At 69.2% G+C, this 18,992-nt stretch carries 17 protein-coding genes and 1 pseudogene; 8 read left to right on the forward strand and 10 right to left on the reverse strand.

Features of this window, described 5'->3' with window-relative positions:
* Positions 1-99: 99 nt before the first annotated feature.
* The 4 genes from STHE_RS14870 to STHE_RS14885 all read left to right on the forward strand — a co-directional run bounded on the left by STHE_RS14870 (position 100) and on the right by STHE_RS14885 (position 2,590).
* On the forward strand, positions 100-657 hold the full coding sequence (locus STHE_RS14870) for a dihydrofolate reductase family protein (protein ID WP_012873408.1): 558 nt from the start codon (positions 100-102) through the stop codon (positions 655-657).
* Between the two features lie 57 nt (positions 658-714).
* The gene (locus STHE_RS14875) at positions 715-1,293 is read left to right on the forward strand and encodes a dihydrofolate reductase family protein (RefSeq protein WP_012873409.1); all 579 of its coding nucleotides are present in this window, start codon (positions 715-717) and stop codon (positions 1,291-1,293) included.
* Positions 1,294-1,320: 27 nt separating this feature from the next.
* The gene (locus STHE_RS14880; RefSeq protein WP_012873410.1) at positions 1,321-2,100 is read left to right on the forward strand and encodes an alpha/beta fold hydrolase; all 780 of its coding nucleotides are present in this window, start codon (positions 1,321-1,323) and stop codon (positions 2,098-2,100) included.
* 226 nt (positions 2,101-2,326) lie between these two features.
* The gene (locus STHE_RS14885) at positions 2,327-2,590 is read left to right on the forward strand and encodes a DUF2277 domain-containing protein (protein ID WP_012873411.1); all 264 of its coding nucleotides are present in this window, start codon (positions 2,327-2,329) and stop codon (positions 2,588-2,590) included.
* On the opposite strand, the pseudogene STHE_RS19695 reads toward STHE_RS14885, so the two are convergent.
* From STHE_RS19695 to STHE_RS14920, 7 genes and pseudogenes are all read right to left on the reverse strand, one after another.
* A pseudogene (locus STHE_RS19695) lies at positions 2,587-3,536 on the reverse strand (carbon-nitrogen hydrolase family protein). The gene STHE_RS14885 and the pseudogene STHE_RS19695 sit on opposite strands and share 4 nt — an antisense overlap.
* 28 nt (positions 3,537-3,564) lie before the next feature.
* Positions 3,565-3,930, reverse strand: a complete 366-nt coding sequence (locus tag STHE_RS14895) for a SaoD/DsrE family protein (RefSeq protein ID WP_012873412.1) — start codon at positions 3,928-3,930, stop codon at positions 3,565-3,567.
* Between the two features lie 104 nt (positions 3,931-4,034).
* A complete protein-coding gene (locus STHE_RS14900; RefSeq protein WP_012873413.1) occupies positions 4,035-4,895 on the reverse strand; it encodes a metal ABC transporter permease in 861 nt (286 codons plus the stop codon).
* Positions 4,882-5,694 (reverse strand): metal ABC transporter ATP-binding protein, encoded by an 813-nt coding sequence (locus STHE_RS14905; protein WP_148220118.1) that lies wholly within the window; start codon positions 5,692-5,694, stop codon positions 4,882-4,884. The genes STHE_RS14900 and STHE_RS14905 overlap by 14 nt, the downstream gene beginning before the upstream one ends.
* Before the next feature lie 11 nt (positions 5,695-5,705).
* Entirely contained in the window at positions 5,706-6,602 is an 897-nt protein-coding gene (locus STHE_RS14910) for a metal ABC transporter substrate-binding protein (RefSeq protein WP_245534926.1), read from the reverse strand.
* Between the two features lie 161 nt (positions 6,603-6,763).
* Positions 6,764-7,198 carry a Fur family transcriptional regulator gene (locus STHE_RS14915; protein WP_012873416.1) on the reverse strand — a complete coding sequence of 145 codons (435 nt, stop codon included), beginning with the start codon at positions 7,196-7,198 and terminating at the stop codon, positions 6,764-6,766.
* A 228-nt stretch (positions 7,199-7,426) separates the two neighbouring features.
* A complete protein-coding gene (locus tag STHE_RS14920; RefSeq protein ID WP_012873417.1) occupies positions 7,427-8,359 on the reverse strand; it encodes a VOC family protein in 933 nt (310 codons plus the stop codon).
* A gap of 241 nt (positions 8,360-8,600) precedes the next feature.
* Between STHE_RS14920 and STHE_RS14925 the strand changes: the two genes are divergently transcribed.
* Together STHE_RS14925 and STHE_RS14930 are read left to right on the forward strand one after the other, a co-directional pair.
* Positions 8,601-9,284 (forward strand): PRC-barrel domain-containing protein, encoded by a 684-nt coding sequence (locus tag STHE_RS14925; protein WP_012873418.1) that lies wholly within the window; start codon positions 8,601-8,603, stop codon positions 9,282-9,284.
* 12 nt (positions 9,285-9,296) lie between these two features.
* Positions 9,297-10,406: an alpha-hydroxy-acid oxidizing protein gene (locus STHE_RS14930; RefSeq protein WP_012873419.1), complete on the forward strand. Its 1,110-nt coding sequence runs from the start codon at positions 9,297-9,299 to the stop codon at positions 10,404-10,406.
* Positions 10,407-10,693: 287 nt separating this feature from the next.
* Here STHE_RS14930 and STHE_RS14935 read toward each other — a convergent pair whose 3' ends face one another.
* From STHE_RS14935 to STHE_RS14945, 3 genes are all read right to left on the reverse strand, one after another.
* Positions 10,694-12,634 (reverse strand): primary-amine oxidase, encoded by a 1,941-nt coding sequence (locus STHE_RS14935; protein ID WP_012873420.1) that lies wholly within the window; start codon positions 12,632-12,634, stop codon positions 10,694-10,696.
* 234 nt (positions 12,635-12,868) lie between these two features.
* A complete protein-coding gene (locus STHE_RS14940) occupies positions 12,869-15,376 on the reverse strand; it encodes a heavy metal translocating P-type ATPase (protein ID WP_012873421.1) in 2,508 nt (835 codons plus the stop codon).
* Positions 15,377-15,524: 148 nt separating this feature from the next.
* On the reverse strand, positions 15,525-16,019 hold the full coding sequence (locus STHE_RS14945; protein ID WP_012873422.1) for a heavy metal-responsive transcriptional regulator: 495 nt from the start codon (positions 16,017-16,019) through the stop codon (positions 15,525-15,527).
* Positions 16,020-16,229: 210 nt separating this feature from the next.
* On the opposite strand from STHE_RS14945, the gene STHE_RS14950 reads away from it, so the two are divergent.
* Together STHE_RS14950 and STHE_RS14955 are read left to right on the forward strand one after the other, a co-directional pair.
* Entirely contained in the window at positions 16,230-17,678 is a 1,449-nt protein-coding gene (locus tag STHE_RS14950) for a TrkH family potassium uptake protein (protein WP_245534927.1), read from the forward strand.
* Positions 17,679-17,688: 10 nt separating this feature from the next.
* On the forward strand, positions 17,689-18,336 hold the full coding sequence (locus STHE_RS14955) for a potassium channel family protein (RefSeq protein WP_012873424.1): 648 nt from the start codon (positions 17,689-17,691) through the stop codon (positions 18,334-18,336).
* Positions 18,337-18,992 lie beyond the last annotated feature (656 nt).

Consider the following 18,992-nt stretch of genomic DNA (forward strand, 5'->3'; position numbering starts at 1 on the left):
GGTTCCGGCCGGCGTCGTCGCACGATTCGAACGCTCCGGCCGGAACCATGCAACGCATTGACGTGGGATCCGCGACGATGCGGCGAGAGGATCGCGACGATGCGACGCCTGATCATGTGGAACCTGGTCACCCTCGACGGCTACTTCGAAGGGCCGGAGAGCTGGTCGATCGACTGGCACGACGTCGCCTGGGGCGATGAGCTGGAACAGTTCTCGCTGGAACAACTGGCATCGGCGGACCTCATACTGTTCGGCCGCGTGACCTACGAGGGTATGGCCGCCTACTGGTCCAATGCCGAGGGCGCGGTGGCCGAGCAGATGAACAGCATCCCCAAAGTCGTCTTCTCGCGAACGCTCGAACAGGCCACCTGGAACAATACGCGACTGGTAAAGGACGAGGCTGAAAAAGAGGTCGCCCTCCTGAAGGAGCAGCCGGGCAAGGATATCCTCCTCTTTGGGAGCGCCAACCTGGCCTCGACGCTGATGCGGCACGGCCTGATCGATGAGTACCGCCTCGGCGTTGCGCCAATCGTGCTCGGCGGCGGAAACCCGCTCTTCAAGCCCAGCCCCGACCGGATGCAGATGACGCTCATTGAGGCCCGCCCCTTCTCGACCGGATGTGTCCTGCTGCGCTACCAGCCCGCGGCGACAGCCTAAGGGCACGGCCCCGGAAACAGCTTGCCCACACGCAGCCCCGCATGAACGGAGAGCGCGATGCGCACCGTGGTCTACGGGATGATGGTGACGATCGACGGCTTCATCGAGGGGCCGAACCACCAGCTCGATTGGCCCATCATCGACGACGAGCTGCACGAGTACGTCAACGAGCAGCAACGGTCCAAGGACACCTACGTGTTGGGGCGGCGGCTCTACGAAATGATGGAGGCGTTCTGGCCGACGGCGGACCAGGATCCCTCCGCTCCGCCGTACATCGTCGAGTTCGCCCGGATCTGGCGGGACACACCCAAGGTCGTCTTTTCCAAGACTCTCGATCAGGTCGGGCCGAACGCCCGGCTGGTCCGCGACGACGTCGTCGACGAGGTGGCACGGCTGAAGCAGCAGCCCGGCAAGGACATCGACGTCGGCGGCGCCTCGATCGCGGCATCCCTCATGCGGCACGACCTGATCGATGAGTACCACCTCTTCATCCACCCAGTCGTGCTGGGCGGCGGGACGCCCATGTTCCCGGCGCTCAGCGACCAGCGCCTGTTGCGGCTGATCGACATGCGCACGTTCCGATCCGGAGTCGTGTTCCTCCGCTACCAACCGGCTGATGCCGAGCACGTGAGGTAGCGGTCCATCTGATGAGGAGCCGGGCCGATGCAGACGGTACCTTCCAGCGACGGGACACCCATCGCGTTCGAGCGGTCGGGCAGTGGCCCGCCGGTCGTGCTGGTCGGCGGCGCACTGTCCACGCGCGCGGGCGGCGCCCCGTTGGCGGAGAGACTGGCGCCGCATTTCACCGTGATCTGCTACGACCGTCGCGGGCGCGGCGACAGCGGCGACACACCACCGTACGCGGTCGAGCGGGAGATCGAGGACCTCGCCGCGATCATCGACGCCGCCGGCGGCGCCGCGTTCGTGTTCGGCATGTCCTCCGGCGCGGGACTCTCCCTGCTAGCGGCGGCAAGCGGCCTCCCGATCACCAGGCTCGCTGTGTTCGAGCCACCGTACGCCGTGGACGATAGCCGGCCGCCGGTGCCGCCGGACTACCAGACACGGCTCGATGCGCTGCTGGCGGAGGGTCGCCGCGGCGACGCGGTCACATACTTCATGACCGAGGGAGTGGGCGTCCCGCCCGATCTCGTCGCGCAGATGCAACAGGCCCCGATGTGGCCGGGTATGGAGGCAGTCGCCCACACCCTGCCCTACGACCACGCCGTCATGGGAGACAATACGATCCCGACCGCTCGGTTCGCCTCGATCTCGATTCCGACGCTGGTGATGGATGGCGGCGCGAGTCCAGCCTGGATACGGCACACAGCCCAAGAACTCGCCGACACCATCCCGAACGCGCGGTACGTCACCCTGGAGAACCAGACGCACACTGTCGCACCGGACGCCATCGCCCCGGTGCTGGTGGAGTTCTTCACTCGCTGAGGTGGCCGGTCCACGGCGCGGCGAGCGGTGGAGAGGGACAGCCTATGGAGACCGGAGGACTGTCCGCGGCACGACGTGGGCGCATTCACGAGGTCATGGCACGGCATGTCGAACGCGGCGAGATCCTTCGCTCCGCTCAGGATGACAGTGGAGCGTCATGCGAGCGCGCCTACCCGCAAATGACATGTGTGCAACCGCCCACAACACCGACTGGAGGCAGCCCGGCATGTGCCGCAATATCACGAGGCTCTTCAACGTCGACCCACCGGTGACCGACGCCGAGATCCACGCCGCGTCGCTCCAGTTCGTCCGGAAGATCAGCGGATACAGAAAGCCCTCCAAGGAGAACGAAGCCGCCTTTGCCGCGGCGGTTGAGGAGATCGCGGCGGCCGCGCGCCGGCTTCTGGACTCGCTCGAAACGAGCCGCCCTCCCAGGAGCCGGCTGGAGATCGCGGAGCGCGCCGCGGCTCGCACTGGTCGCGACCGCTAACGCGCCGTCGGGTCGTACGGGACACCACGGGCGTCGCGACGGACGAAGGGGTCCTGGACCTCGGGGGCGACGAGCGGGCCGTACCGGTGCGGTCGCCGGAAGGCGTTGCCCCAGACCTCGCGCTGTCGCCAGGCCCGCAGGCGGTCCAGGTCGAACGGCGCCAGGTAGATCCCCTGGGCCTCCCCCGCCTCGACGATGAGCGTGTCGCGGAAGCGCTCCTCCTCGTCTAAGGCGATCGGGTCGAACGCCACCGAGTGGCCGTTCTGCTGGGGCGCGGCGTAGTTGGCCATCGCCACCCCGACCATGTTCTCGAAGGCGCGGGCGCGGAACTGCCCGATCCGGTTCGGCTCCAGCGGGCAGGCATTGGGCGTCAGGATGATCTCGGCGCCGTTGAGCATGAGCAGCCGCGCGCTCTCGGGGACTCCCGGTCGAAGCAGATCATGGCACCGACCCGCACCGGCCCGGCGGCGGTGTCGAGCGTGCAGACCGGGAAATCGTCACCGGGGGTCAGGGCGGCCTCCAGCCCGAAGTCACAGGTGTGGACCTTGGCGTAGGTCAGCACGATCTCGCCGTGGCGGTCGATGAGGGATACGGTGTTGCGCGGGGCGCCGGGCCACCGCTCCAGGTAGGTCAAAGCGATGGCCATGTCGAGCTCACGGGCGAGTTCCCGGAAGTGGACGACAAACGCGTCGTCGGGGCCGATCGCCTGCGCCTGCCACGCCGCGCGGGCCCGCGCCTGCTCCGGCGTCTCAGCCCCGACCTGATGGTAGTTCACGGCGCAACCCGGGTAGGGCGTGTAGCCGATGTTCCACATCTCGGGAAAGAGCGCGATGTCGGCGCCCATGGCGCGGGCGCGGCGGCAGAAGGCGTCGCCCTTGCGCAGGTTCGCGTCCTGGTCGGTACCGGAGGCGACCATCTGGAGCAGGGCGACGGTCAGAACAGGCATGGCCGCCTCCTCCGGGTCAGACGTCTGGTTAGAGCGTGATCACCTGGTCCGGCGGGTTGCCGGAGAGCGCGGCATAGAGGTCGGGGAAGCAACCGACCTGGACTCCCTCGACGGTGCCGCTCGGCCGGCAATCACCCGGCACGCCCTCGGCCAGTCCCCGCTCCAGCGCGCACTGGTCGCAGAGCATGAGCAGGATGTTCTGCTCCTTCGCGACCTTCGCCAGGCGCTCGCCGAGCGGGTCACCCTTGCGCAGGAGATAGGTGTTGTCGTCGAAGAAGAACATGCCGACGACGTCGGCGCCGTGCCGCCCCTCCTCCAACTGGGGCAGGATCATCTTGCCCAGCTTGTAGCTGGCGGTGTGGCCGGAGGTGCTGAAGACATAGGCAACCTTCATGGACCATCGCCCCCATCACTCGGTCTGCCGCGCTCCACGAGCGCGGGACCATCTCCGGCGGAATCCGTGCCGCCGGTTAGACGCGGGGCCAGGAGCCCCTGCCGCTATCGTACCGCAGGCGTGGCAAACAAGCGGCGCCAGCCGCCGCGCTTCGGGGAAAAGACCAGCGCCAGCAGGAAGAAGGCACTGGCGACCAGCACGATCGTCCCGCCCGAGGGAACATTCAGGTAATACGACAGATAAAACCCGATCAGCGCCGAGAGGGCGCCGAACCCAGCGCCGAGCGCCATCATGCGGCCGAAGCGGTTGGTCAGGAGGTAGGCGGTCGCGCTCGGGGTAACGAGCATCGCCACCACCAGGACGACCCCGACCGCCTGCACCGAGACGACGACCGTCACCGCCAGGAGCACGAGCAGCAACATCTGCAGCAGCCCGCCGGGCAACCCCGCGGCCTCGGCGACCACCGGGTCGAAGCTGACGAAGAGCAACTCCTTGAAGAGGGCGAGCACGACCAGCAGCACCAGCGCACCGAGCAGCGCGATCGCCACGAGGTCGGCCGCCTGCACGCCGAGGATGTCGCCGAACAGGTAGCTGAAGAGATCGACGGTGTAGGTCTGGATCCCGACGCTGGCGAGGACGATGCCCAGGGCGAAGACCCCGCTGAAGAGAATACCGATCGACGTGTCCGTGCTGATCCCTGCCCGGCGGCTGACAGCGCCGATGCCGAGCGCGGCCAGCACCGCGGCGACCAGCGCGCCCAGGTAGAAGGCGAAGCCGCCGATGAAGGCCACGACGATACCGGTGAAGGCGATGTGGGCCAGCGCATCGCCGATGAAGGCGAAGCCCTTCAGCACCACGAAGGTGCCGATCACGGCGCAGATGATGCCGATCAGGATGCCCGCGACGAGCCCCCGCTGGAGGAAGCCGTAGCTCAGCGGCTCGAGCAGCAGGTCAAGCAGTCCCATGATGGTCGGGGTCCTCCACCACGAAGGTCCGCTCGCCCACCCGCAGGAGGAGCAGGTGCGAGCGGAACGTCTCGTTCAACAACTCCTGGGTCAGAACCTCCTCGGGCGGTCCGTAGGCGACGACGCGCTGGTTGAGGAGGAGCACCTGATCGAAGCGCTGGGCCACACAGCTCAGGTCGTGCGAGGCGACCATCGCGGTAATCCCGCGCTGGCACAGCCGCTCCAGCAGCTCGAAGATCTGGTGCTGAGTAACGGCGTCCACGCCGCTGACCGGCTCGTCCAGGAGGAGGATGCTCGGCTCCTGCGCCAGGGCGCGGGCGAGGAAGACGCGTTGACGCTGCCCGCCCGACAGCTCGCCGATCTGCCGGTCGCGGTACTCCTGCATCCCGACCGCTTCGAGGGCCTCGGTCGCGATCTCGTGGTCGCGCGCGCGTGGCCGCCGGAGGAACCCGAGCCGCGGCGTGCGGCCCATCAAGACCACGTCGTGGACCGTGACCGGGAAGGACCAATCGACTGTCTCGGCCTGCGGCACGTAGGCGATGCGCGGGCCGGGCCGGCGCGGCGACCCCTCGATCAAGACGGTGCCGGACCATGGCCGGAGCAGCCCCAGGATCGCCTTGAACAGGGTCGACTTGCCGCCACCGTTCGGGCCGATGACACCCACCAACGAGCCGCGCTCGACCGTGAGCGTGACATCCTGCAGCACGGGGTTCTCACGGTAGCCCGTCGTCAGGTTCCGTACAACGATCGGGGCGGACGTGGCCGGCTCCGCCACGCCGTTGGCGATGGTCGATTGCACCGGCTGCCCCTTCAACGTAGCCCCTCCACGACGTGCTCGATATTGGTGCGCATCAGCTCCAGGTAGCCCCCACCCTCGGGTGGCGTCTCGCTGTAGAGCACCTGGGTGGTGATGCCCGCCTCCTGCGCGAGACGCTCGGCCAGTCTCGGGTTGAACTGCGGCTCGACGAAGAGCACCGGCACCTCCTGTGCCCGGATCTCATCCACGAGCCGCGCCAGATCGCGGGGCGATGGCTCCCGGCCCGGACTCGGCACGACCACCCCGACCAGCTCCAGCCCGTAGTGCGCCGCGAAGTACGGGAACGCGTCATGGTAGGTCACCAGCGTGCGCCGCTCGGGCGGAATGGTCGCGATCTGCTCCTGCGCCCACGCGTCGAACGCCTCGATCTCCGCGACGTAGCTATCGGCGTTCGTTCGGTAGTGATCAGCCCCGCCCGGGTCGTGCTCACTCAGCCGCTGCTCGATCTGACGCACGTAGGCGATGGCATACGTCGGGTCGAGCCACAGGTGTGGGTTCCCCTCCGGGTGCTCGTGGTCGTGGTCCTCTTCCTCGATCGTCGTCAAACCCTGTGCCAGCTCATAGACGGGGACCTGCTGGCCGCCGGCCGACTCGATCAGCCCGCGCAGCCACTCCTCCAGCCCGGCGCCGTTGATGAAGACCAGATCGGCATCGGCCACGGCCTTCGCGTCGGCCGGGGTCGGCTGATAGGTGTGCGGGTCAGCGCCCGGGGGCACGAGCGCGGTTACGTCGACCCGCTCACCCCCAACGGCCTCCACCATCGAGATGAAGACCGGCAGGCTGACGACGACACGGAGCGCGGCGTCCTCCCCGGCCGCACTCGACCGGTTCTCGGTCCGCCCGGGGCCGCAGGCAACGAGGAGGAGCGCGGCGAACAGCGCCACAACCACGGGCCACCTACCCCGGCGGTCAATCCACCGCATCCGCTCCATCCCGATTTCCGCTCTTCCTGCCCACCATGCGACCCGGTCGCCGCGCCGCTATTGATACTCGGTATCAATAGTACAAGGGATGTCAAGGACGCAGCGGGCCAAGCCGACCAGCCCGCGCCTCAGTCAGCGGCGTCTCGGCTCTGGCAATCGGCGCACACGCCGAAGAACTCCAGCCAGTGCCCCTCGATGCGGAACCGGGTGCGATCGGCCAGCTCGTCGGCGAGGGCAGCGACGTTGCAGCCCTGGAACTCGACGACCGTGCCGCAGGTGGAACAGACGAGGTGATGCCGGTGTCCTGGCTCGCGGAGGACGTACCCGTGGCTACCATCGGGGCGATGGACGCGACCGAGCAGGCGCAGGCCGACCAGCAGGTCGAGCGTGCGGAACACCGTGGCCCGCCCGGTGCTCGAACCCGCGGCGCGCAGTTCGTCGTAGACCTCGTCCGCGGAGAAGGGCATCTCGCGGGCGCAGATCGCCTCCACCACCTCGCGCCGCGGGCCGGTGATGCGCAGGCCAACGTCGCGTAGGCTCTCAAGAACGTGTGCCGCGTCCACCGTCGGTACTACCTCCATCCGCCCCCATTATACGGTGGGTGGAAAGAGATGCAGGCAGCGGACCGTCACGCGTCATGCGTCATCCGTGTTGCGTGTTGCGTGTTCCGTCTTTCTCCCCTTCCCCTTGTGGGCTCCGTCCGAGAGGGGCCAGGGGTAAGGGGGACGCATGACGAGTGACGCATGACAAGTGACGCATCCCCGCACGGCGCCGGCCACGAAGCGACCGGCTCAGATAACCCCCTCGATCGCCGCCGCGTCCGCGACGCTCAGCGCGCGGCCGGCCTGGAGCACCAACGTGTTCCCCGACGGATCCTGCACGACGACACGGTCGCCGGCCTGCCGGTGGGCGATCCCGGCCGCATCGATGCGCGCGACGACAGCCTGAAGCGCCTCGCGGCTAGGGAGGTCAACCGTGAAGTAGCGCAGGCGCACGAACTCATCCGGCGCCGGGCCGGCGCCGCGAGAGTGCCAGACGTTCATGCCGATGTGGTGGTGATAGCCGCCAGCCGACACGAAGAGCGCCATCGGCATGTGAGCCACGATGTCGAAGCCGAGGACGCCGTGGTAGAAGTCGGCCGACTGCCGGATGTCGCTCACCTGCAGGTGCATATGCCCCAGGCGGGTGCCCTCGGGCAGTCCCGACCACGGCCGCCCCTCCTCTTCGGCATCGCGCAGCAGCCCGCGAATATCGACCGGCAGGGTCGCCATCTGGACCTGGCCGTTCGACCACTGCCACTCCTCGCGCGGCCGGTCGCGGTACATCTCGATCCCATGCCCGTCCGGGTCTTCGAGGTAAAGCGCCTCGCTGACCAGATGATCCCCCTGGCCGGGCAAGGGGAAGCCCAGTTCAAGCCAGTTGCGCAGCCAGCGCCCCAGGTCGGCACGCGTCGGCAAGAGAATGGCGAAGTGGTAGAGGCCGGTGTAGCTGCGCGCGCCGCGGGGCCACGGCTCGGCACCCGGCTGCTCCCGCAGCAGCAGGATCGGCCGCCCCGCCACGCCGAGCGTCGCGGCACCATCGGATCGCTCGAGCACCGCCAGGCCGATCGCTGCCGTGTAGAACGTGAGCGAGCGCTCGAGATCGGCCACGGTGAGCGCGAGCAGGCCGACCTCCGTCCCGGGGTCGATCGTCGCGGTGGGATGATCGGGCGCGGTGGACGTCATGGTGTATCTCCTAGACGAAGCACGTAGCAGCCAGAGCCGGAACGCAACGGCGTGCTGAGAGTCTCGCACAACACGGGCCGGACCGCGCTCGGCGGTCCGGCACCACTCCCTAACACACACGGCTCCCGCCGCATTCCATACAAATCAGACAAATCGCGCACCGCGCACACCGCTCTGGCACCCGGCTTGCGTCCCGGCGGCCGAAAGCACCGGCGCTTCACCACGCGAAAGGAGATACCCGATGGAGCGGACCCACCTCGACCTGGGCAAACCGGTCGTCGCCGCCGACGGCAAGCGAGTCGGCACCGTCGACCGGCTGGTTCTCGACGCCAACTCCAAGGAGCTCCGGCAGTTCATCGTCCGCCAGGGCACACTCCTGACCAAGGACCGCATCATCGACCGCCCGGTGATCGACCGGATCGACCCGGACGGGACGGTTCACCTGAACGTGTCGTCCGAGATGGTCGATCAGTTCCCCGAGTTCTACGAGGCGAACTTCATCATCCCCCAGGAGGAGGACCTGACCTGGCTTCCACATGCCTGGGTGAGTGGGCAGCCGATCGAGGGGGCGATCCTCTACCCTGCCGGTGGCTCCTTCGGGCAAGGGTACGATCCGCACGCCGGGGTGATCGAGGCCGCCCCGCTCGACCCGCCGGTGGTCGAGACGGAGTCGAACCTGAGCACCGACACGGTGCTGATCGACGAGGGCACCAGCGTGGTGGACCGCAACGGGGACAAGATCGGCACGGTCGACGAGATCGTCTATGATGAGGACGGCAACGTCGTCGGCTTCGTGGTCAAGGCCGGGTTCATCTTCCACCACGACGTCCGGATCCCGGCCGACTGGGTTGAGTCGGTCACGACCGATAGCGTACAACTGACCGTGACCGCCGAGGAGGCGGAGCAGGCCGGCACGCACGAGTAGGAGGGATGCCGGGTGACGGTCCGGTCCGGCCGCCGGCGCGGCCAGCTCGCCGCGGACGCCCAGTCGGCGCCCAAGGCAGCATCCACCCCGAGGGCCGCACCTGACTCAACGCCCGCGCCGTCCCCGGTGTGGAGTGCGCTGACGCTACTGCCCAACCCGTTGCCGGAGATCGCCCTGGCCAACGTGGACACGAGTGTCCGCTTCCTGGGCCGGGAGATCAGCCTGCCCGTGCTCCTGCTCGCGTCGCAACCCAGCGAGGAGCTCGGGAAGTTGGCAGCGCTGGCCCAGTCGCGCAGGCTGCCGCTGAGCATCGGCGACGTTAGCGCGCTCGCGACCGATCCGGCGCTGCCCGCGTCGCTGCAGGGGCTACGCCTCCGCGCCCCCGACGCCATCCTCCTGGGCGAGATCCCCGCCACCGCGCTGGTGCCGCAGCCGGATCAAGCCGCCCACGACTTGGACCGCCTGGCAGAAGCGCCCCACCAGGCGGGGCTCAGCGGCCTGATCGTCCGGCTCGACTTCGACCAGGCCGTCCTCGCGGGCAATTCCACACCGGACGCCACCGGCGCGCTGGACGCGATCGCAGCACTGATCCGCCGGCTGCGCCTGCCGGTGCTCGTACGCTGTGCCTCAGGGCTCGCGCGCCACACAGCCCGCGGGCTGGTCGAGCGCGGCGTGGCGGGCCTGCTCGTGGCGGGCACCGGCCCCATCCCGACGGCCGCCGGTGGCGGCACCCCGGCCCCGGAGCAGCCCCAACCCCGCTCACTTGCCACGGTCTTCGCCGGGTGGGGCATCCCCACCGTCGCAGCGATCCGCATGCTCCGCTCCGTCGGCGCACCGGTCATCAGCGACGGAGCGGTCGAGACCGGCCTGGACGCAGCGAAGGCAATCGCGCTCGGCGCCGACCTCATCGCCCTGACCCCACCGGTGGACTCCAGCCTCTCCGGCGAGGACGCCCTGGCCGCCTGGCTGGACACCTTCACCGCCGAGATTCGAGCCGCGATGTTCCTGGCCGGCGCCCTCCGCATCGGCGGCCTCCGCCAGATCCCCTTCGTCGCCACCGGCGAAACCCGCGAGTGGCTCGAAGCCGCCGAATCCCTCTGGCGAACGGACGTGGGGGACTAGGCGTACCGCACGTCGCGCCCCCGAAGAAGGCACCCGGGGCCAAGGCCGCCGGACTTACGACGAAAGCCGGCTTTGGAGTGCGGCGGCCCGAGCCGCCGCTTTGGTATCGCGCGGCGTGATACCGCGCGCCCGCAGACGGATGATGCGTGCGGCGCCGCGGCGTAGTGGCACCCGTAGACTGGTAACGCAAGGGTTCCCACGCCGCGGGTAGGGCCCGGGGATTTACCCCCGGGCACGCTCCACGACCGCGCCATCTCACCACGGAACACGCAACACGCAACCGCCCCCTACGTCCCGCAGTGGCTGCCGTGCCCGTTGGGGTTGACGAGGTGCTGCGGCGGGACGTCGAGCGCCGGGTTGGCGTCGAAGAAGCCGAAGGGCTGGAGCAGGAAGCCGACGTACTGCACCGGCATCACCGGCCAGTCCTCCAGCCGCACCACGTGGTGCGAGCCGAGCGTGTACCAGACTACGACGTCGGTGTCGACGATTGGACGGTTCTGCGCCGTCCACGCCGGCAGGCCCGCACCGCCGGGGTGCTGGTTCGGATAGTCGCCCGCGGCGTACTTCTCCTCCGGCCGGTAGGGCGTGACCCAGACGTGCTTGGTCATGAATCCGGCCCGCTGCATCACGCTCGCCGTCGGGTGGGCCATGGGCAGCACGTTCCCGTGGGGCATCAGCCGATAGGCCACCGGCTCACCCACCTTGTTGAGCGAGTTGTGGTTCACGATCTTCCAGTAACGGGCCGACAGTGGATCGACCACCCGGTGGCCGTCCCCCTCGCGCTCCAACAGGACGGCGTGGGAGCGGAAGGCGTTGCCGTGCGGGTTGTCCGGCCCGAGTGGCTCGGGCGCGGAGTGGACCTCATAGACCGCGTTGACCGGACCGTCGACGTCGAAGTCGAGCCGGTAGTTGAAGAAGTGCTGGTGGATCGGGCCGTAGAGACCGTCGGGCGAGAGGAGCTGGCCGTAGGGCGACTTCTGGCCCGGCGGCAGCGCGGCGGTCGAGACCAAACCGGTCAGCTTCACCTCGTGCTGGATCGTGCCGTCCTGGTAGAAGTACCAGAAGAAGCCGTACTCGTAGTTGCCGACGGTGGCAATCCAGGAGATGACCAGCCGGCGGGAGCGTCGTACCTCGGCCGTCTCCAGCCGGAAGTCGTAGTGCTTCCAGAGGATGCCGTAGTCCTCCTCGTGGAGGCAGATCGCGTTCTTGATCACGACCGGGTTTCCGTCGGTGTCGGAGAGGACGGCGTCGAAGTAGCGGATCTCGCCCAGGCAGTCGCAGCCGAGCTCCAGCGAGTTGGCCAGCGCACCGATGTTGTACTCCCCGGCATCGAAGGCGTTCTTGCGCCACTGAGTCGGGGACGGATCGCCGTAGGGCACCACCATCTCGGACAGCGAGGCGCGATAGAGGATCGGCCGGACGCGGCCCTTGTCCTCGTAGCCGACGGTGTGCAGCACCAGGCCCTCACGCGCGGTGAAGCCGACGCGGAAGCGCCAGCGCTGCCAGCGCACCTCATGGCCGTCGATCACGAAGCTCGGCCCCTGCGCCTGGTGGATCTCCAGCGGCTTGAGGTCGGTCCGCAGCGGGCCGATGGCCTCCGGGCGGTACTCGCCGGGCGTCTTGGGGACGGGGATGACGCCGTAGTCCTCAACCCGCACGACCTGGTTGGCGTTCAGGTCGAACACGACCACGACGTTGTCGACCGGGTGGGCGTACCCGTTACCCTCTGGGTCGGGTCGCACCCAGACCAGCGCACGCAGCAGCCGCTGGCCGCGCTCCGACTCGTCGCCGTAGTAGCCGGCCGACCAGGGCTCGACCATGACCAGGTCGAGGTCGGTGATGCCGCGCTTGCGCATCGCTTCCTGGAAGTCCGGATGCTGCTTGACGACCGACTCGCAGGCGAGGAACTCATCGAAGATGATCGGCGGCTGAACATCCGGGACATGCTTCCAGGAGCGGACCTCGCCCGCGGTGATCGACACAACCGCCTCATAGGTGGCACGCTCGGCCTTATCGAGCACCACGATGAACGCCTCGCGGTCGATCGGGTCGCCCGGCTTGAAGGACTGGACGACGTCCTTGGACGGCTCGTGGAGCGTGATCGAGACGATCCGCGCGCTGTCGGTGAGCCCGCGCTGCTCGCGCACGATCTTGCCGGCGGCCGCGATCTCCTCCGGGCCAAGGGGATCCAGCGGATGGCTGACCTGAGAGCGGACCGAAACTGCCATGACGCAGACCTCCTCCCGTTGGTCTCGACGTCGCGCACGCCTCGCTGCCGGCCAACGGCGATCGCGCGGGCGTGGCGCAGGGTAGCCGACCGCCGGCGAGGCACGGAACGGGCGCCTCACCATCGGTCATACCTGCGGAAACCGGTGCTTGCGAGCACTGTACGGAGGGGCGCACAAGATGTCAAGCGAGCATGAGGGGGCGTGCCGCGTGCTTGGCGCCCGGGTGCAACGGATTCATTCGCCTCGCCACTCCCGGGCACGCCCATGCCCCAGTCGGCCGGCGAACGAGTTGCCGAGCACCACGCTCACGCTGGCCGCCATCGCCACCATGGCCCAGACCGGCGCGACGAGGCCGGTGATGGCGGCGATGACCCCGATGCCGTTGAAGGCGAGCGCCAGCCCGACGTTCGTGACGGTCAACTGGTAGCTGCGGCGCGCCAGCTCGCGCGCCTCCACGAGCGTCTCCAGACGCTCGCTTACGAGCACCACGTCGGCGGCCTCCAGGGTGACGTCGGTGCCGGCACCGATGGCGATGCCCACGTCCGCCTGCATCAGCGCGGGCGCATCGTTGATCCCGTCGCCCACCATCGCGACCCGCTGGCCCTGCGCCTGTAGCCGGCGGATCTCGGCTGCCTTGTCGCCGGGGAGCACCTCGGCCAGCACCTCGTCGATGCCCGCGGCCGCGGCGACCGCGCGCGCGGCGTGCCAGTTGTCCCCAGTGAGCAGGACCGGTTTCATGCCCAGCCGGCGGAGCCGCTCCACGGTCGCCCGCGCGTCGGGCTTCGCCCGATCGGCCAGGGCCAGCACGCCGGCGGCGCGGCCATCGACCGCGACCAGGACGGCGGTCTGCCCGCGGGCGTGGACCTGCTCGACGAGCGATGCAAGCGGGGCGAGGTTCACGTTCTCCTCGGCCAGGAAGCGCTCGGTTCCAACCAGGAGCCGGTGCCCCGCCACGGTGGCGGCGACGCCGCGCCCGGGCCAGGCGGCAAACTCGGTCGGCGTCTCGAGCGTGAGCCCTCGGGCGTGGGCCTCGGCCACGATCGCCCGGGCAAGCGGATGCTCGGAGAGCGTCTCGGCGCTCGCCGCCAGGTGTAGGAGCCGGTCGGTGGCCGCGAGTGGGCTGAGGCACGCGACGAGCTGGGGTTTGCCCTCGGTGAGCGTGCCGGTCTTATCGAAGACGATGGTGCGCACGCTGCGGAAGACGTGGAAGGCCTCGCCGGAGCGCATGAGAATGCCGCGTTCGGCGGCTTCGCCACTCGCCCGGATGATGGCCAGCGGCGTGGACATCCCCAGAGCGCAGGGGTAGCCCATGATGAGCACGCTCAGGGCTGCGAAGCCGCCGCGGAGCAGGTCGGGCGCGCCGGCGAGCAGCCAGGCGCCGACGGTCCAGATGAGCAAGCCGGCGGCGCTGGCGGCGAAGACGGCCGGCACGTAGACCACGAGCACCTGGTCGACGAGCCGCAGGATGCCGGGCTTGAGCGCCCGCGCCTCGGCGACCTGCCGGGCGACGGTCTGCAGGAAGCTCTCGGCACCGACGCGGCTGACCCGGATGATAAGGCTCCCCGCCTGGTTGAGCGAGCCGCCGATCACCTCGCTGCCGGGCAGCTTATCCACCGGGATGGGCTCGCCGGTCACGAGGCTCTCATCGACCGCCGAGGCGCCGTCGAGGACGACCCCATCCGCCGGGATGCGCTCGCCGGGGCGCACGCGCACGCGGTCGCCGACGGCAAGCTGGGCGACCGGGACGACCTCCTCACGGCCGTCCGCGGTGAGCCGGTGCGCGGTCTCCGGAGTGAGGGCCAGGAGACGACGCACCGACTGGGAGGCGCGGACGTGGACAAGCACGGATGCATAGCCGCCGATCAGATGGAAGGCCAGCACGAACACCGTGGCGCCGAAGAAGCCACCGGCGGGGACGGCCGGCACGACGAGACCGACGAGCCCACCGAGCAGCCCACCGAGCGCCGACGCCGTGACGAGCACGTCCTGATTCAGGATGCCGCGGCGGATCGACTGCCAGCCGTTGCGGACGATGATGAAGCGGGCCGGGCCGCCAGCGGTGAAGAGGGCGAGCGCCCCCATCGCCAGGGTCCGCTCGAGACTCGGGCCAAGCCAGACGGTGGTGAGCATCACGGCGGAGGCGGCGACCAGCAGGCCGATCGAGAGGACCGCCTTACGCCGGGCGACGGCCAGATCCCGCTCCTCCTCGGCGAAGCGCTCGGCCTGGTCTGGCTCCCGCACGGTGTAGCCGATGTCCTCCAGCGCCTCGGTGATGATCTCCGGGGTCACGCGCGCCGGGTCGTATTCGACCAGCGCCTCCTCATGGGCGATCGAGACCTGCACCGACTGCACGCCGTCCAGGCGTCCGATCGCGCGGCGGATGGACTCCGTGCAGAGGGAGCAGTGCATGCCGCCGACGCTCAGCAGCAGCTTCTGCTGCGCGGCACCCGGCGTGCCCCGCTCGACGTGCCCCCGACCGCCCGGCCGGGCCGGTGCGCGCGCGCTCATGCACCCCCCTCCCGCCGGGGCGGTCTCGAAGCCCGCCCGGGCCAGCCTCGCCCGGATCTGCTCGACCGAGACCTGCTCCGGGTCGAAGGCCACGCGGACCTGCTGTGTTTCCTGGCTGGCCTGGACGCTCGCGACGCCGGGCAGGCGCCGCAGGGCGTTGCCGATCCGCTGCTCGCACCCGGCGCAGTGGATCGGGGTTCGACCGCTGATGGCGAGGTGGATCGTCTGGGTCATCGCGTGATGCTCCTCCCGCGGAGACGGTGGGCCGGCGTCGCCGACCGGTCTCGCACTGCCATGGCGCGAGGGTACACCTTCCAGTCGACTGGAAGGTCAAGGGCCCGGCGCTCGCCTCCTCCTCAAGCGAGACGAGCGCCGGCGGGGGTCAGGCCGGTTGCTGACGGTCGAGGGCGGGCGGGCGCTCCCGACGCCGGGGACGTGCGGGCCGCGGCGCGGCGGTCAGGGGTGGTGTCTGGTCGCGCTGCGCCGGCTCATGGCGCTCGATGATGCCGCAGACGCAACTGTCGGTGGACATCGCGCCGGCCGCAGTATCGCGGAGTGTCAAGAGCTCCGCCCGGAATTCGGCCAGCGCCCGGAGCTGCTCGTCCACGGCGGCGAGCTTCCGGTCGAGCAGGGTGAGGACATGCTCACACGGCCGCCGCCCATCGCCGCGGACGGCGAGCACCTCACGGATCTCCTCGAGGGTGAGGCCGACCGCCCGCGCCTTGAGGATGAAGCGCAGGCGCTCTCGATCCGTGTCGCTGTACAGGCGGTAGCCCGCCGGCGTGCGGCGCGGAGCCGGGAGGAGCCCAATGGCTTCGTAGTAGCGCAGCGTCTTGGGATTGAGGCCGAGTTCGGCGGCCAGCTCGCCGATGCGCATCTTCCTGCCACCCTCCCCATCGGGCACTACCGGCCCATTCTACCCGACCAGATCGTCACGCAGCTCTGGCCCTCGATGTGCAAGGGCAGCGACGCGAGCCGGCCCTCGCCGGTTGACAACGGGTAGGGCGAGGCCTAATCTCCAACGGCGCGGCGCCACGGCGCCGGTGGCGCCGTCAGGATGGTCGAGCAGTGCGAGGCGAGCTCAGGCGTGAGCGATCCCGGACAACCCCGGTCAGGGACTCCACCCCGCTACACGCGCCGGCCCGGCGACCGGGTCGTGCGGCGCGCGGTGCTCCGGCCCGAAGCCGTCACGCTCGCCGCGCCCAAGGCGCGGCGCCGTCCCCGCCCGCCTGCGCTCGTTCCGGTGCTCGGCTTCGCCGGGGTGATCCTCGTCGGCGCGATCCTGCTCTCCCTCCCCATTGCCACCACGAGCGGCCGCTCGACACCCTTCATCGACGCCCTCTTCACCGCGACCTCGGCAGTCTCGGTGACGGGACTGGTGGTGGTCGACACCGGCACCCACTGGAACGCCTTCGGTCAGGCGGTCGTGCTCGCGCTCATCCAGATCGGCGGCCTCGGCTTCATGGCAACATCTACCCTGCTCCTGATGCTGGTGGGACGGCGCGCCACGCTGCGGGATCGCATGGCGCTGGGCCTGACGATGGGGACACCAGAACCGGGCGGAGCGATGCGGTTGTTGCGCCGTATCGCTCTGATGACCCTGATCATCGAATCCGTCGGGGTACTGCTGCTGTTTCTGCGCTTCACCCAAGAAATGCCGCCCGGGCGTGCCCTGTGGTGGGGGCTGTTCCACGGGATCTCGGCCTTCAACCAGGCAGGGTTCGACATCGTCGGCGGCTTCCAGAGCATGATCCCCTTCCAGCGCGACCCGTGGATTCTCCTGACCATGGCCGTGCTGATCACCCTCGGCGGAATCGGCTATACGCCGCTGGCCGACGTGCTCCGCTGCCGCACCTGGCGACGCCTGACCGTCGACACCAAGCTCGTCCTGAGCACCACGGCCGCGCTGCTGGCCGTCGGTATGGTCGGCTACCTGATCATGGAGTGGAACAACCCGGCGACGCTGGGCCACCTCCCCTGGGGGGATCGGCTGCTCAACGGGTACTTCCAGAGCGTCACGCCGCGCACGGCCGGCTTCAACGCCATCCCGATCGGCGAGATGCGGGACCAGAGCCTGGTGTTCACCATCGCCCTGATGTTCATCGGCGGGGCGTCCGGCTCGACCGCGGGCGGGGTCAAGGTCCAGACCTTCAGCCTCCTCTTCTTCGCCATCCTCGCCGCCATCAGCGGCCGGGAGTCGGTGGTCGCCTTCGGGCGCGAAATCCCGCCCCGGCAGATCTACCAGGCGCTCGCGGTCGTCCTCCTCGCCATCGCGGTGGTCTTCTTGGTCGCTCTGGGGCTGACGGTGTTCGAGCCCTTCGATGCCATCGATGTCGCCTTCGAGACGGTCTCCGGCTTCGGCACGGTGGGCCTCTCGACCGGGATCACTCCCCAGCTCGGCCCCGGCTCGCGACTGTTCCTGATCGCGATAATGTTCACCGGTCGCCTCGGACCGCTGACGCTGGCGCTGGCACTGGCGGCGCGGCCGACCCGGCGCGGCATCGGCTATGCGCGTGAGAACGTGAAGATCGGCTGAGAGGGGTGCCGTGGGACGACAAGTCTTGGTGATCGGGGTCGGTCGATTTGGTAGCGCGGTGGCGCGGGAGTTGGAGCGGCTCGGACACGAGGTGCTCGCGATCGATCGCGACGCGCGGGCGATCGAAGACATCGCGGACGACGTGACGCATGCGATCATCGCCGACGCGACCGACAAGGATGTCCTCAGGAAACTCGGCGCGCAGGACTTCGACGTCGCCGTGGTCGCCATCGGCACCGACGAGCGCTCCAGCATCCTGGCAACCACGTTGCTCAACCGGCTGGGGATCAAGCGGGTCGTCGCCAAGGCCCAGAATCCACTCCACGGCGAGATCCTGAAGATGGTCGGCGCCGACCGGGTCGTCTACCCCGAGTCGGAGACAGGCACCCGTTTGGCCCACAGCCTGACCATGCCACTCTCGGTCAGCGACTACTTCGACGTCGGCCCGGGCTACGGCCTGGCGAAACTCTCCGTCGCCTCCTTCGCCGGCAAGACCCTGGACGAGCTGCAGCTACGCAGCCGCTACGGCGTCACCCCCCTCTTCCTGCGCCGCGGCGACAAGGTCATCGTCAACCCCCACGGCAGCGAGCGGCTCACCGCCGAGGACGAACTCACCGTCGCCGGGAAAGACGAGCAGTTGGAGAAGCTGTTCTTGTAGCGTGCCGCGTGTTCCGTGTTGCGTATTCCGTGTTCCGTGACGGAGCGGCGCGGGCTTGGCGGGTCGCAATCAGCATAGTTACGGCGGCGCATTCCCGGGGTTGATTGCATCTGACAATCCGCGACGGGGCTACGGCGGTGGCACGTGCCCAGGGTTCGGGGTTGATGGCGTGGGGATCCCGCACCGTGGTATGTGCCCGGGCCTAAAGGCGCCGGGCTCACACGATAAGCCGGCTAAAGCCGGCTGGAAACGGTGGCGAGGGAAACGGGTGTGGTGAGAGGAACATCGGCGTCGGCGCGTGCCCGGGGGTAAACCCCCGGGCTGAGTAATGGGTAAGCCCACTGAAGGGGCTGTGATGGCGACATCCAGGCGTCTCCGGTTCGGCCGCGGGCTGGACACCGCATCCCCAGCCCCTTTAGTGGGCTTCGCCTTCTCAGCCCGGTGGCTTTAGCCCCGGGCACATGTCGGGCGGCGAGACCCGACGCCGAGATGTGAGTCCCGGTCCCCCAGCCCGCTTCAGCGGGCTTCGCGTTGTGAGCCCGGGGGTTTACCCCCGGGCCCATACCACAGTCCGGAGATCTCCACACCACCAATCCCACTCCTACAGCCCCTATGCAACACGAGGCCAGGCCCCGTCGCACCGCGGGAGTGGTCTG

It is taken from the genome of Sphaerobacter thermophilus DSM 20745 (genome assembly GCF_000024985.1).
Classification (GTDB): domain Bacteria; phylum Chloroflexota; class Chloroflexia; order Thermomicrobiales; family Thermomicrobiaceae; genus Sphaerobacter; species Sphaerobacter thermophilus.